Genomic DNA, 14,716 nt, shown 5'->3' on the forward strand with positions numbered 1-14,716 from the left:
TATTCCCCCACCCATTAAGCATTGTGTATTTATATTAAGGATTTCCGAATTAATGCTTGTACCCCTTTAGGCACGTAAGCAGCTACCTTTGCACCAGGCTCATTGACAGTAATCCATCCAAGCCCAGAGAATACAATGTCTGTTTTTGCTTCTTTTATGGTAAATTCCTGTTTCACAAGTTCCGGAAAGGAATCGATTTGATTCATACGTGGTGGAGTTAACATTTCCCCCACATGTTTTTCATAAAGCTCATCGGCATTCTCCATTTTAGTTCTATGAATATTTAATTCATTGGAGACATAACAAACAAATGACCTACGGCCGCCGCTAATATAATCAAAGCGAGCCAACCCGCCGAAGAACAAAGTCTGCCCTTCATTTAATTGAAATACTTTAGGCTTGATTTCCTTTTTAGGGGTAATAATTTTTAAATCCTGCTTATCAACAAAATGCGCCATTTGATGATGGTTTATAATACCAGGAGAATCAATTAATGACTTTTCATCATCGAGCGGAATTTTGATAATATCCAATGTCGTTCCTGGAAAATGAGATGTGGTAATTACATCGGTTTCACCAGTTACCTCTTTAATAATTCGATTAATAAAGGTAGATTTCCCAACATTTGTACAACCCACAACATAGACGTCTTTACCGTTTCGATGCTCATCAATGGCGGCCGCGGTTTCTCGAACAAACAACCCTTTCGCTGCACTAACAAGGAATACATCTTCCGGCTTTAATCCAAGTTCTTTTGCCTCGTGTTTCATCCAATGAATTAATTTGCTATGTTTTACAGATTTGGGTAACAAATCTACCTTGTTCCCGACAAGAAGCACTTTATTGCTTCCAACAAAACGGTGTAACCCTGGGAGCCAGCTGCCATTAAAATCAAAAATATCGACAATCATGACAATTAAAGCATCTGACTTACCCATTTCATTTAATATTTTCAAGAAATCATCGTCCGTTAAGCTGACATCTTGAACTTCATTATAATGTTTAAGACGAAAACATCGCTGGCAGATAATCATGTCCTTTTCCAAAGCTGATGTTGGTGCATATCCTAGTTCCTCTGGGTTATCGGTTTGAACTTTTACTCCACAACCCATACATATATATTGATGTTCACTCACACATTAATCCTCCCATTGAAGCATACCTTTTTTTCGAAACCAATTTAAAATCCTTCTTTCAGCAAAACGGTTAAACTTTGTCCAAAAGCCATCCGTTTGCGCAACAGGGACAACCAGGATAGTATGAAATCCACCCCGGTTTCCGCCAAGTACATCTGTTAGTAACTGATCTCCAATTACTACAGCCTCTTCCTTTTTTATTCCCATCTGTGAAATTGCTTTATGAAAAGCGACTGCAAAAGGCTTCCTCGCCCTAAAAATAAACGGAATTTTCAAAGGATCAGAAAAAGCTTTGACTCGTTCTTCATTATTATTAGATACAATTGTCACCAGGATATTGTGTCTTTTAATTTCCTCAAACCACTTAATTAACTGAGGAGTAGCAAAGGGACGGTCCCACTCTACTAACGTATTATCTAAATCCGTAATGATCCCCTTTATTCCTTTTGCACTTAACTGCTCAGGAGATATATCAAGAATGCTTTTGACATGCTCATTCGGTAAAAATTGTTTTAACACTAAGCTAACACCTCATTGACATCAAAATTCGTTCATTTTTTTCACATGTACCATCATAACCAATTTTAACCTTTGTTTCAAAGATTAAAAGAAGTTTTAAACTTATTATTCATCAAAACATGATAATGCATGATGAATAATTTATCTCTCCATGTTCATCCGTAGAATCTCTTCTTGCAGCAATAAAAAATCCACTTGATAAAAAGATTAAAAATATTTTTCGACAAATTTCATCATTTCCAAATATTGTGGATAAAGTTATTAACATTATACCCATTGAATCATACACTTTACATCATTTTATAAACAAAGTAATCACAAGTTATCCACCAGAATATGTGGATAATTGGAACGATTGTTCTATAGGAATAAATTTGGTAGATTTAGGGTACACCATTGAACATACCATTTTATGTTTATCATTCCTATAATAGAACACTTTATTTGCAAATCGGAGGTGGAATTTGCCGTGCGAAAACTTTCAGATGAATTACTAATTGAATCGTATTTTAAAGCAAGAGAATTAAACCTTAGTCCTGAATTTATTGGACTAATCGAGTCAGAAATGCTGCGACGTTCCTTATACCATAAAATAAAAATGTCTTCATAATCCGCCCTAATCGGGCTTTTCTTTTTGCCCATTTTTCTTTCGTACTATCTAAAAATCCCAATTTTCTCTCCCACTTTAATGTCCTTCGGGGTATGTATCGTTGAATCGATTTGAAAAATATCTTTTTCGAATAACAAGACAACCGTTGAACCGAAACTAAAGTAAGCTAATTCTCCGCCCTTTTCTAATTCGGATCCCTTGTGGGTGGTTTCAATCGAATTAACAAACATTGCCCCTACCTTAACAATGGCTACATGCCCGTAATCTGTTTTAACTTCAGTAATTACCCGATAATTTTTGGCAAGCGTTCGAACCCCATATTTTAATCCCAGCTTATTGACAGGATATGATTTAGCTCCCAGTGTCCATTGCTTGGTGACTACTCCATTAACAGGACTATGAATACGATGATAATGACTTGGGCTTAAATAAAGGATCATATATGTACCATGTATATATTTGGCTAATAATTCTTGGTTTCCGAGCATTTCTTTAATGGAATACGTCTTGCCCTTGACCAGAATATCACTTGTTTCTGTAATTGGGCCAACATCTTCAATAACTGCATCCACAGGGCTAACAACTGTTTCTTCGTTTTTATCAATTACTCTTGCTTCCTTTTTCAGTGTCCTAACAAATAAATCATGAAGAGTAGCATAGTCTGACAAACCCTTATCCGTTTCTTCTAAGTTTAAGTGATAAATCTTGGCGAAGGATGGTATCATAAAACGACTGACAGATGAACGAGCAAACCTTCTTAATATAACTGAAGTCCACCTGCCATTGGTTAACTCAATCATGAAACGATAAAGACCTTGAATCATCGAACTACCCCCAAATAGTGTAAAAATACTCTTTACGAAAAGACATAAAACGCTTAAAATTAAATAATATAGAATAAATTAACAAATTTGATTTCCCTTTTGGCTAAAAAAAGGAGTGATGTGGAGAATGTTTTTGTTGGACGTACTTGATCAAACAATAAAAAAACTTAAATCCCAAACAGCTAATGTACTCACCTTAACAAACTTATCGCTTGGCGGATTTGCAATTATATTCGGGCTTCATGGGAATCTAAGATTAAGCTTGCTGTTAATTTTTATTGCGGCTTTGGCAGATCGTTTTGATGGCATGGTTGCACGAAAGTTTAATATCGAATCGGAATTAGGCAAACAGTTAGATTCCATGAGTGATATTATATCATTTGGTGTAGCACCTGCACTATTACTATATCAAGGAATTTTACATGAATTTGGCGGACCGGGTTCATTTTTCACCGTTTTCTACATTGGTTGTGGTGCCTTCAGATTAGCACGCTTCAATATATCGGAAAGCAATGGATACTTTACAGGTTTACCCATTACCGCAGCAGGTTGCTTGGCAACTCTAAGCTACTTGGCCATTCCTTATATTCCATCGCAATCATTCTTATTCATAACCATCATTCTATCATTCCTTATGGTAAGTCCATTTAAACTGAAAAAAGTCTAATTATTGAACTTAGGGCATCCATCCCGCCAACGATGGATGCTTTTTATTTTCAAATGGCTGTGTTAAACGGGTCTGTTGATTTCCGTTCCAGGCACTTCGCTTTCCGCGGGCGTGCCGGGGAGCCTCCTCGTCGCTGTGCTCCTGCGGGGTCTCCCCAGACCCGTACTCCCGCAGGAGTCTTCGTGCCTTCCACTCCAATCAACAGGGTGCCAAAATCAACATTAACCTTTAACACAGCCTTTCAAAAAATGTCTCTCAAATAAAAAAGTTTATGGACAGACACAATTTCCCTTTTCCTTCATAGGAATTAATAATAGGCGAAATGGCCAAAAAAGACGGGGGTAGATGCGGATGTCTGGAATCTTAACAGCTCTCGGATATTTAATGAAAGAATTTTTATTCCTTGTCTCCTATGTTAAAAATAATGCCTTTCCTCAACCCCTATCTGCTGCAGAAGAAAGAAAATATCTTCGCTTAATGGCAGAGGGGGATTCACATGCGCGTAATATGCTAATTGAACACAATTTGAGACTGGTCGCGCATATAGTCAAGAAATTCGAAAACACAGGGGAAGACTCGGAAGATTTAATTTCGATTGGAACGATTGGGCTAATTAAAGCGATCGAGAGCTACTCAGAAGGAAAAGGAACTAAGCTAGCAACCTATGCTGCACGTTGTATCGAGAACGAAATTTTGATGCACTTACGGGCCCTTAAAAAAACAAAAAAAGATGTTTCCTTACATGATCCGATTGGTCAAGATAAGGAAGGAAACGAAATATCATTAATCGATGTACTAAAATCAGAATCCGAAGATGTGATTGATACAATTCAGTTGAACATGGAACTTGAGAAAGTAAAGAAATACATTGAAGTTCTCGATGACCGAGAAAAAGAAGTAATTGTCGGACGCTTCGGACTAGACCTGCAAAAGGAAAAAACACAACGAGAAATTGCGAAAGAATTAGGCATATCAAGAAGCTATGTCTCAAGAATTGAAAAACGCGCCTTAATGAAAATGTTCCATGAATTTTATCGGGCTGAGAAAGAAAAAAAGAAAAAATAAAAACAAAAAGCGTAAGCGCCCGTTTAGCGGCGTATGGACTGGAGCGCTCCAACCGAGATAAAGGAAACACGAAGAGCGATAGTGATTCGATGTTGACTTATCGTAGGGCGAAGAGCGAAGTACACTAGCCGCTGGGCGCTGGAGCTGGATTCAGAGAACTATTTCAATTTATCCATAATAATTATTTTATAATTTTGTATATAACAGAAAAACAGAGCCGAAAGTTTATTTCAGCTCTGTTTTTCCATTCTGCATCGGATTATTCCATTTAACTCCACCATCTATCGATTCATAGATATCATTATTTATGGTGGTGAAAGCTATTTGCTTAGGATCTTGAGGATTAACTGCTAAGTAAGTGATTGGATTTTCATAATCAAGGAAGGGAATCTCGATATTTTTTTGTTCACCGGTTGCAGGATTAATCGTTTTTAATAATATTTTCTTGTTTTCAACACTTGAAAATAAAACTGAATCTCCGCTAAATGTAAGTGACGTAACCATAAATGGATTGGTAATTTGTTTCATCGTATTTCCGTTATCGGTCGAATAGTAAATACCAGACCGTGTCGGCATCGCGATGATATCCCCATTTTTCGGATGTACGGCAATCCTCCCATAAGAATCCGCATTAAAATTATTTAATGTACTTGTTTTCCACGTCTTCCCATTATCCTTTGAATAGTTCAGACCTTGTCCTAAGGTTTTTTCATTAGGGTCTTCTTTAATGACATAGAGACCTTTTCCAGAATAACTTGCGCCCATGAAATGAAAAAGCGACTGACCGTAGAAGGATAATTTACTGATAGTTTGCCCTTTATTGAAACTTTGAATGATACCAAGCGGATCCTTTAATCCCGATACTTTTTGCGCGTGTCCGCTTGCAATAAAACCAGTGCTTACCGCTTGAAAACTATAGTATTCATGTTGGTTCGTTGTTGTTTCAAACCAATTTGAACCGTTAAACATTTTTAAGCCCTTATCGGTCGCAACGTATAAAGCAAAATCATTTCCTGGATAACCAATACCAAGAATCTGACCTACTTTTAATGATTTTGCTTGAATAATATCATAGGTGACCTTTTCTTTCTTTTCTGGTTGTGGCTGCTGCTTTTGTTCTTGGCTTGTGTCTTGGCAACCTGAGGCCACTAGCAACATGATTCCAATCAACATTGCAAGAAAGACTTTCATTGTTTTCTTCACTTTTTTCCCTCCATACTAAACTATGAGGTATTCACTTATGAATCCTTATCCATCCACTTATACCCCAGTCCCCATACGGTTGTCAAATATTCATCAACTAGAAATCCTGTTTTTCGTAATTTATCTCGTAAATTACGAACATGGGAATCAATTGTCCGGTCTTCTGCCTGAGCCGCATAACCCCAGATTATTGTCAATAAGTGTTCACGGGTAAACACTTTATTCTGATTTTTAAGGAAAAGCGCTAATAAAGCAAATTCTTTTGGTGTTACAGGGATTTGCTGATTATTGAAAACAACACTGAAAGAGTCCTCGTTCAATTCAAGGCCCTTAAAGTCAATCAATCCTGTAAAACCTGTTTTTCTTCTTAAAACGGCGTCAATACGAGCAAGTAATTCTTCTTCATCAAAGGGTTTTGAAATATAGTCATCTGCCCCCATGTTTAAACCCTTTACAATATCATTTTTTTCACTTCGTGCGGTTAGCATGATGATTGGGATGTCCCAGTGTTTTCGAATTTCCTGACATGCTTCCCAACCCTCCATTTCAGGCATCATTACATCTAACAAAATGATTTCTGCTTTTTTCTCTTCTTGCAAATAATGAATGGCCTGACGAGCAGTGGTCATTTTTATGCAGGTATATCCCTTGGGAGTTAGATAAAGGGAAAGTAAATCTAACATTCTTGGTTCATCGTCTACGAGTAGTATTTTTTTCACGAACTTCCACTCCCATAAATAGAAATCTAGATTTAAATTATACTATATACCAACTAATACAAATATGAAGATAATAGTAATTTCCTACGCTTTCGACCTATTCTTCGGAAAGCGTAGTTTATAGAATTTTTCGAAAGAAATTTATATAATTATATTGTAAATACATAAAGGGGGTATATAGATTGACAACCACTCCATATTTAGATGTTTGGGACCTAGACGCAATTTTTAAAGGTGGCAGTGAATCCGCTGAATTTGCAGACCATTTAATCCTCACCTCAGAATTAATTGAGCTATTCCAATCAAAAGTGAATAACTGGTCACCACTCAATGCAATTGAGGATGCAAAACTCTTGAAAGAATTACTTGAGGACTTTGAGCATGCTGCTAAAAAGCTGCGTCAGGCAGGTGCCTTTGTTGGGTGTTTGCAGGCACAAAATACAGACGATAAAAAGGCATACTACTTGGACTCGAAAGTAACCAGCTTAAGTGCTGCCTTTCAAACAGCTCTTAGTAAGTTTGACATTTCATTAACATCGATCACTGATGAAGTTTGGACGAAGCTTTTAGCGGATGAACAATTAAATGTACTTTCTTACATATTAACGGAACGGCGTGAACGTGCAAAAGATAAACTCTCTAAAGAAGAAGAAGCATTAATTAGTGCCCTTGGTGTGGATGGTTATCATAGTTGGGGTCAGTTGTATGATTTAATCGTTGGAAAAATAAAAATCCCTTTTAACGAAAACGGAGAAGAGAAACAACTGTCCGTCGGTCAGGCTTTCAACAAATTTTCAAGCCCTGACAGAGATATCCGCGCAGCAATCTTTGCGAATTGGGAGAAGGCTTGGGGAGAACAGGCTGATTTGTTAGCCAAAACCCTTAATCACCTTTCTGGCTTTCGTTTAAATGTTTACCAGAAAAGAGGCTGGGAGGATATATTGAAAGAGCCGCTTAGCATTAACCGTATGGAAAAGGGTACGCTGGAAACCATGTGGGCAGTCATTTCGGATAACAAACAAAAGCTCGTTAAGTATTTAGATCGGAAAGCATCGCTCTCAGGTATTGAAAAATTGAGCTGGTACGATTTAGATGCCCCATTGGGAAAAACGGCTTCAAAGGTTACTTATCAAGAGGGAGCTCAATTTATCGAACAGAACTTCGCGATTTTTGGAGAGAAAATGGCTTCTTTTGCTCGAAAAGCATTTGAAGAGCGATGGATTGAGGGGGAAGATCGACCTGGAAAAGCACCTGGCGGTTTTTGTACTTTCTTTCCGGAAAGTAATCAGTCTCGTATTTTCATGACTTACTCAGGAACACCATCAAACGTTTCAACATTAGCACATGAACTAGGTCATGGCTTCCACACATTTGCCATGAAGGGTGTCCATCATCTCAACCGCAATTATGCGATGAATGTCGCTGAAACGGCTTCAACCTTTGCTGAAATGATTGTTGCAGATGCTGCCGTGAAAAATGCGAAGGATATGGAAGAAAAACTTGTTCTTTTAGATGACAAAATCCAAAGAACAGTTGCCTTATTGATGAATATTCATGCGCGCTTCTTATTCGAAACACGTTTTTATGCGGAAAGAAAACAAGGTCCTGTTGCGGTGGAACGTTTAAATGAGTTAATGCTTGAAGCTCAAAAAATAGCCTATAACGATGCATTAGAAGAGTATCATCCATTATTCTGGGCTTCAAAACTACATTTCTTTATTACTGGGGTTCCGTTTTATAATTTTCCGTATACATTCGGTTTCCTTTTCTCACTTGGCATTTATGCACAGGCGCTAGAGGAAGGCAAAGGTTATGAAGAAAAGTACATTGCCCTGTTAAGGGATACAGCATCCATGTCAGTCGAAGACCTTGCAAAGAAACATTTACAGGTTGATTTAACTCAGCCAGAATTCTGGGAGAAAGCCGTTCAAATTTGTCTTGATGATATTGATGAGTTCTTAATATTAACAGATAAATAAGGAAAAATAAAAGCATCGACCGATTGGTGTGGTCGATGCTTACTTTTATTCTACACTAAGTTCAGCTGAAATTACGCAGCTGATTGCCGCAGTAATGACGATTGCCATCACAACCATGAACATACTCTCCACCCCTTAGATAGATCCTGTTCTTTCTAATTTGAATTTATCATATTTTCACAGTATCTACCGGGGGGAAATTCGAACTTTTTGTTAACAAAAAATTTAGGCTATTAGCAGTAATATTTACCTATGATATCATTTTGAACTTTTTTTCTTTGATTTAAAGAATAGCGACAATAATAAGATATGGAGCGGCATCTCGTTACCTCCTAATTTTTATTCTCAGCTAGGTGGTATCCTTCATAATCCAGAAACTTGCACCCCGACCTTGCATTACTAAACACTTCATATATAAAACCACCTTTCTTTTTATCAAATTTATTGCTAATTACATGCTGCGGAACATGGATGCTTGACGGTCCTTGTTTTGTTCATAAAGCTTCTCAACCATTTCTTGATGAATAGCTTCTTCTGTACTTACTTTTCTTTTCTTAATCGTAATCGAAAAGAAGATGATATTTAGAGTCATTTCGGTACACTTCCTTTGTTTTTAGCTTTTAATTAAGGATTTCCATTACATATAGCGGTACATGGAAATTTGTTTATCCTTGTTTTGTTCATAAAGCTTTTCAACCATTTCCTGGTTTGCAGCCTCTTGAAGACTGATCTCCCGTTTTTTGAATGTAATCGTGAAGAAGAGTATGTTTAGGGTCATGTGGTACCACCTCCTTTAAATAATTTTTAATTACACAGTCACAACAAATTTAATTTATGCAGCACATATCCAAAATGCTCTCAAAAAGGGCACAAAAAGGCCGCAGAAGATTATCCCCTGCGGATTGGTGATTTTTAGGCACAAAAATACCGCAAAGGATCATTCTCCCTGCGGCATGGATATGTATGGGTAACTTAACGTAATCTTAAGCAATCCATTCCAGTCGGGTCGAATGTTTGATATTCATATACAGTTGTAGATGCTAAAGTCCTGCCCATTGGTGCAACAATCTTACGAGTTAAAGTTAACATCATTTTCTTCGACCTCCTTTTTGGAATTTTTTACTTTCTACGGTAATTATATCCATACATTACCACTTTGTAAACCTTTTTTACAGAAGTTTTTATAAATTAATTAATAAGCCTAATTTAAAAAAGGGTGTCAGGCACCATGTGAATTGAAGTGACACCCGTCAAGTAGACAGTGGAAATAAATAAATGACACTAAGCGGCTTGAGCCCTGTATTCTAAGGGGCTTAGGCCGTTTAGTTTTTTTTGTAATCGTTCATAATTATAAAATTTTATGTACTCCTCAATGTCTATCTTCAGCTCTTCAAAGGTGCTGTACTTGTTCAGATAATACTTTTCACTTTTCAATGTTCCCCAAAAAGCTTCCATTGGTCCATTATCGATACACCTTCCGACCCTCGACATACTCTGAACCAGCTCTGCCTTATCAATTTTCCTTTTAAAAGTAGGGGAAGTGTATTGAAATCCTCGATCACTATGGAGGATAGGTTTTGCTCCTGGGTTAGTTTCCAAAGCTAAATCGAGGGTTTTAAATACCAATGGATTATTATTTGAATTGCCTAATACATAACTGACAATGGATCCATCGTACAAATCTAAAATCGCACTTAAATAAGCTTTTTGTGAGACTCCATACTTCAATTCAGTTACATCTGTTAACCATTTTTCATTTTGCTTCTCTGCGTGGAACTCTCTGTTCAAGATGTTCTCAGCTACATGTTGTGGAGTGCTTGGCTTATACTTTTTCCTTTTGCGTCGAATAACGGATTGTATTCCAGCTATTCTCATTAATCGATACACTCGTTTATGATTAATGGACTTTGGTAAGGTACGATTTAGGTTCATCGTAATGCGGCGGTATCCATTTATACCGTCCACTTTCTTATATCGACGTTTTATCTCCTCCAGGATTTCCTCATTCATCTTTTCATTCTCAGGAGGGGTGCGATTAAGCCATTTATAATAAGAAGAGCGTTGAATTCTCGCAATTTCACATAATAGCACAATGGAGAATTTCTCTTTCTCATGAAGTTCTTGAATAGCTGTATATTTATCGGCCAAACGGACCTGGCTTATCTCTTTAACCGCCTCCTTTCGAGTTCCTCCAACTTTTTTAAGAATGCATTCTCCGCCCGAAGGCGTTCATTTTCCTGCTCTAACCGCTTCATTTCGCGCTGTATTTTCTCTTCAGGGGTTAACTCTGATTCCGTTTTACGCTTCCCCCTCTTATCTTCTAGACCGTCCGGTCCTTCCTTCTCAAACTTCTTTATCCATTGATACACCTGTTGATAGGAAACATTAAAGTGATCAGATGTTTGTTGATAGTTTTTCCCGTTCTGTATGCAATACATAACAATCTCAAATCGTTCCTCTAATGTCGTGGATCGGCCTTTAATCATAGAGTTCTTCTCCCTTTTCGTCTCTTCTATTTCTCTATGATCATTATAAATCCTAATCCATCCTTGTAACACTGAACGACTTGATATTTCATACTTACGTACAATCTCAACTTGAGAGAATTGACCCGAAAGAAAGTCATTAACCGCAGCTGTTTTTACTTTCTTCGAATACCGCTTCCATTCCCCCGAACCCTGAAGCCATTCAGTTCCATATGTCTGAAATTGATAAATCCAATCATTCAGAGTTCTAGAAGATATGTGGTGTTGTTTACAAAAGTCTGAAACTGAGATTTTTCTGTTTTCATAAGCCGTTATTATCTCAAATTTTTCTTGTGATGAATATTTCCCCATAGAAAAAGCCCCCAAAAAAGTAAACAGATTTTTATTATTTCATCTGTCTACTTTATCGGGAGCATATCAAATTCTTCACATGTGCTTGACACCCAAGGTTTAAGCTTTTAATGCATTGTCAAGATCTTCGATGAGGTCTTCTGCGTCTTCTAAGCCCACTGAGATTCTTACGAGGCCGTCTGTGATTCCAAGTTCTGCTCTGCGTTCTGCTGGTATCGATGAATGTGTCATTCTTGCTGGTACTGAAATCAAGCTTTCTACTGCTCCAAGACTTTCTGCTAATGTAAAATATTTCACCTGACTAAGTAATTTGTCAGCATTCTCGGCACTTCCTACATCAAATGAAACCATCCCTCCAAAACCTCTGGTTTGCTTTTTGGCGATTTGATGATTCGGATGTGTTTCAAGCCCAGGGTAATAAACTTTTTTTACATTCTCGTGTCCTTGTAGAAATTCTACAATAGCCTTTGTATTGGCTTCCATCTCTTCCAAGCGAACCCCTAAAGTACGAATCCCACGAATTAATAAATAAGAATCTTGCGGACCTAAGATTCCTCCTGTTGAATTTTGCACAAAATGGAGATCTTCTGCGAGCTTTTCACTATTTACAACAGCTAAGCCTGCGACGACATCGCTGTGCCCGCCAAGATATTTGGTGGCACTATGCACAACAATATCCGCACCCTGTTCGATTGGATTTTGCCAATAAGGTGTTGAAAATGTATTATCGACAATGGTTAAAAGATTATGTTCTTTGGCAAGCTTTGCAACTGCCTCAATATCCGTAATTTTTAATAGCGGATTGGTAGGTGTTTCTAAATGGATCGCTTTCGTATTGGGTTTAATTGCACTTAAAATATTATCAGCCTTACTTGTATCAACAAAAGTAGAATCAATGCCTAACCGATTCAAGACTTTAGTCATTACACGAAACGAGCCACCGTAAACATCATCTGTCAAAATGACATGATCCCCACTGTTAAACAGCATCATTACTGCTGTCATGGCTGCCATCCCAGAGCCAAAAGCAAATCCTGCTTTTCCTCCTTCAAGCTCTTTAATCAATTCCTCAAGCGCAAATCTTGTAGGATTTCCGGTACGAGAATATTCATAACCCTTATGTCCACCGACACCTTCTTGCTTATACGTACTCACTTGATAAATAGGAAAGGTAACCGCCCCCGTTGCGGGATCATTACTTATTCCACCATGAATCAATTGGGTTTTCCTTTTCATCTAAATACCTCCTTCAAAAATCTTCTTGCTTAAATATCGTTCGCTTCCATCAGGGAAGATAACCACAATATTTGTGCCAGGCTCAGCCGCCATAGCTTCTATCAATGCTGCATGAAAGGCTGCTCCCGAAGAGCTGCCCACCAGCAAGCCTTCTTTCATAGCGATTTCCTTTACCAAGGCAAAAGCAGCATCATCAGGTACAGTATGAATTGCATTAAAGTAATCAGGATCCATATATCCTGGCAAAAATTCCATTCCAATCCCTTCAGTCTTATGCGGACCTGATTCTCCACCATTAAGGATAGAGCCCTCCGGTTCAACAATCACTGTTTTCACAGTATTCTTTTGGTCTTTTAAGTAACGAGCAGTTCCCATAAATGTTCCGCCAGTGCCTGCTCCCGCTACAAAGATATCAATTTGACCGTCCATTTGATCCCAAAGTTCAGGTCCAAGTGTTTTATAATACGTTTCAGGGTTAGCAGGGTTACCAAATTGCTGTGGACAATACGAACCAGGTATTTCCTTCAGAAGCTGCTCAGCCTTGGCAATTGCCCCTTTCATCCCTTGCTCAGTTGGAGTATGAACGATCTTAGCCCCAAGCGCTTTCATTAAATCTTGCTTTTCCATGCTAAACTTTTCAGGAACACATAGGATCACCTGTACTCCTTTGTTAATAGCAGCAAGTGCTAAACCAATCCCGGTATTCCCGGCGGTGGGTTCAATCACAGTCCCACCGGTCTGCAATTTTCCAGATGCAAATGCTTCCTGTAATAGCTCGACCCCAAGGCGGTCTTTTACACTGCCACCTGGATTCATAAATTCTAGCTTTGCAAAAATACGAACTCCATCAGGCAAAGGAAACTGTGAAATCTCAACAATCGGGGTATGCCCGATCAGCTCATGAACATTTTTATAAACCTTCATTTTTCCACCTCTACTATCGTAAAGCTGTCACCATTTTCATTACAAGGGTTGCAGAATTGGTCGCCGCTTTATCAATAAATTGATCAAACGAAAGTTCGGATTCTTTTCCAGCAATATCTGAAAGCGAACGAATAATTACGAAAGGAACTCCAAATCGATGGGCCACTTGGGCAATCGCTGCTGCTTCCATTTCAACGGCCTGCAGGTCATTAAATTTAGACCGGACAAAGTCAACTCGGACCGGGTCTTCCATGAATGAGTCTCCTGTGACAATCAAGCCTTTAACAATTTGGAAATTATCAAGCTCTTGTGCAGCTGTTTCAGCAACTGAAATTAATTTTTCATCTGCTAAAAATGCAGCAGGCAGCTGTGGTACTTGACCATATTCATAGCCAAATGCCGTTACATCAACATCATGGTGTCTGACTTCAGTAGAAATAACCGCATCTCCTACATTAAGTGATGGGTTAAAGCCACCTGCAGAACCAGTGTTTATGATACAATCAGGCTTATATTTTTCTAACAGGATAGTCGTTGACATGGCCGCATTTACTTTCCCGATTCCAGAGCGGAGCAAAATAACATCCGCACCATGCATTTGCCCAAAAGTAAACTCACATCCTGCGACGGTTTCTTGTGTTTGATTGGTGATGTTGTCTCTAAGTAAGGTAACTTCTTCTTCCATTGCTCCGATAATTGCGATTTTCATACTTGGACCTCTTTCTCATTTTTTTACGCCTTCCTTAGCTGTCTAGCCTTGTTTAAGGTCGTAACGTTTCTGCTAATAATCTTCCTCGGATTCATCCATCGTATCCGCAAACACTATTCTACCGTTTTTGAAAAAAGCATGCTAATAAAACAGCAAGTACTTCTCCAATTTTCCCCGCGACAGAGCTATATCTCCAATCCTATAAGTATCATATGGGTTCGTGAAAAACCTGTTCCCAACGAATTATATTTACCAGGTTCTTCACAATTTCGTTGTGTGAATTCTTGG

At 38.2% G+C, this 14,716-nt stretch carries 15 protein-coding genes; 4 read left to right on the forward strand and 11 right to left on the reverse strand.

What is annotated here, in order from left to right:
* Window positions 1-29 precede the first annotated feature (29 nt).
* A complete protein-coding gene (yqeH, locus tag AC4QJR_RS21005; RefSeq protein WP_496524072.1) occupies window positions 30-1,136 on the reverse strand; it encodes a ribosome biogenesis GTPase YqeH in 1,107 nt (368 codons plus the stop codon).
* A 3-nt stretch (window positions 1,137-1,139) separates the two neighbouring features.
* Window positions 1,140-1,655, reverse strand: a complete 516-nt coding sequence (locus tag AC4QJR_RS21010; protein WP_026563506.1) for a YqeG family HAD IIIA-type phosphatase — start codon at window positions 1,653-1,655, stop codon at window positions 1,140-1,142.
* A gap of 469 nt (window positions 1,656-2,124) precedes the next feature.
* Between AC4QJR_RS21010 and AC4QJR_RS21015 the strand changes: the two genes are divergently transcribed.
* Window positions 2,125-2,265, forward strand: a complete 141-nt coding sequence (locus AC4QJR_RS21015) for a sporulation histidine kinase inhibitor Sda (RefSeq protein ID WP_251457430.1) — start codon at window positions 2,125-2,127, stop codon at window positions 2,263-2,265.
* 44 nt (window positions 2,266-2,309) lie between these two features.
* On the opposite strand, the gene AC4QJR_RS21020 is transcribed toward AC4QJR_RS21015, so the two are convergent.
* Window positions 2,310-3,089 (reverse strand): phosphatidylserine decarboxylase, encoded by a 780-nt coding sequence (locus AC4QJR_RS21020; protein WP_496524073.1) that lies wholly within the window; start codon window positions 3,087-3,089, stop codon window positions 2,310-2,312.
* A 127-nt stretch (window positions 3,090-3,216) separates the two neighbouring features.
* On the opposite strand from AC4QJR_RS21020, the gene pssA reads away from it, so the two are divergent.
* Together pssA and sigK are read left to right on the forward strand one after the other, a co-directional pair.
* Window positions 3,217-3,756: a CDP-diacylglycerol--serine O-phosphatidyltransferase gene (pssA, locus tag AC4QJR_RS21025; protein WP_026563503.1), complete on the forward strand. Its 540-nt coding sequence runs from the start codon at window positions 3,217-3,219 to the stop codon at window positions 3,754-3,756.
* Window positions 3,757-4,107: 351 nt separating this feature from the next.
* Window positions 4,108-4,821, forward strand: coding sequence for an RNA polymerase sporulation sigma factor SigK (gene sigK / locus AC4QJR_RS21030; protein ID WP_026563502.1), 714 nt, complete (start codon window positions 4,108-4,110; stop codon window positions 4,819-4,821).
* Window positions 4,822-5,046: 225 nt separating this feature from the next.
* On the opposite strand, the gene AC4QJR_RS21035 is transcribed toward sigK, so the two are convergent.
* Both AC4QJR_RS21035 and AC4QJR_RS21040 read right to left on the reverse strand, forming a co-directional pair.
* Window positions 5,047-6,024 carry a F510_1955 family glycosylhydrolase gene (locus AC4QJR_RS21035; RefSeq protein ID WP_496524074.1) on the reverse strand — a complete coding sequence of 326 codons (978 nt, stop codon included), beginning with the start codon at window positions 6,022-6,024 and terminating at the stop codon, window positions 5,047-5,049.
* Between the two features lie 35 nt (window positions 6,025-6,059).
* A complete protein-coding gene (locus AC4QJR_RS21040) occupies window positions 6,060-6,743 on the reverse strand; it encodes a response regulator transcription factor (protein ID WP_496524075.1) in 684 nt (227 codons plus the stop codon).
* Window positions 6,744-6,925: 182 nt separating this feature from the next.
* Between AC4QJR_RS21040 and AC4QJR_RS21045 the strand changes: the two genes are divergently transcribed.
* Complete coding sequence (locus AC4QJR_RS21045; protein ID WP_496524076.1) at window positions 6,926-8,722, forward strand: M3 family oligoendopeptidase; 1,797 nt, start codon at window positions 6,926-6,928, stop codon at window positions 8,720-8,722.
* 451 nt (window positions 8,723-9,173) lie between these two features.
* On the opposite strand, the gene AC4QJR_RS21050 is transcribed toward AC4QJR_RS21045, so the two are convergent.
* The 6 genes from AC4QJR_RS21050 to mtnN all read right to left on the reverse strand — a co-directional run bounded on the left by AC4QJR_RS21050 (window position 9,174) and on the right by mtnN (window position 14,428).
* Window positions 9,174-9,314 carry a YrzI family small protein gene (locus tag AC4QJR_RS21050; protein ID WP_098575574.1) on the reverse strand — a complete coding sequence of 47 codons (141 nt, stop codon included), beginning with the start codon at window positions 9,312-9,314 and terminating at the stop codon, window positions 9,174-9,176.
* Between the two features lie 45 nt (window positions 9,315-9,359).
* Complete coding sequence (locus AC4QJR_RS21055; RefSeq protein WP_081825320.1) at window positions 9,360-9,500, reverse strand: YrzI family small protein; 141 nt, start codon at window positions 9,498-9,500, stop codon at window positions 9,360-9,362.
* A gap of 503 nt (window positions 9,501-10,003) precedes the next feature.
* Window positions 10,004-11,559, reverse strand: a protein-coding gene (locus AC4QJR_RS21060; protein ID WP_496524077.1) for an IS3 family transposase whose coding sequence is annotated in 2 segments (ribosomal slippage) — window positions 10,004-10,914 and window positions 10,914-11,559 — 1,557 coding nt in all. Because the reading frame shifts where the segments join, the coding sequence is not laid out codon by codon here.
* A gap of 99 nt (window positions 11,560-11,658) precedes the next feature.
* Window positions 11,659-12,795 (reverse strand): bifunctional cystathionine gamma-lyase/homocysteine desulfhydrase, encoded by a 1,137-nt coding sequence (locus tag AC4QJR_RS21065; RefSeq protein ID WP_496524078.1) that lies wholly within the window; start codon window positions 12,793-12,795, stop codon window positions 11,659-11,661.
* On the reverse strand, window positions 12,796-13,719 hold the full coding sequence (locus AC4QJR_RS21070; protein ID WP_496524079.1) for a PLP-dependent cysteine synthase family protein: 924 nt from the start codon (window positions 13,717-13,719) through the stop codon (window positions 12,796-12,798).
* A 13-nt stretch (window positions 13,720-13,732) separates the two neighbouring features.
* A complete protein-coding gene (mtnN, locus tag AC4QJR_RS21075) occupies window positions 13,733-14,428 on the reverse strand; it encodes a 5'-methylthioadenosine/S-adenosylhomocysteine nucleosidase (RefSeq protein WP_251457450.1) in 696 nt (231 codons plus the stop codon).
* Window positions 14,429-14,716 lie beyond the last annotated feature (288 nt).

It is taken from the genome of Neobacillus sp. BP17, from assembly GCF_059579525.1.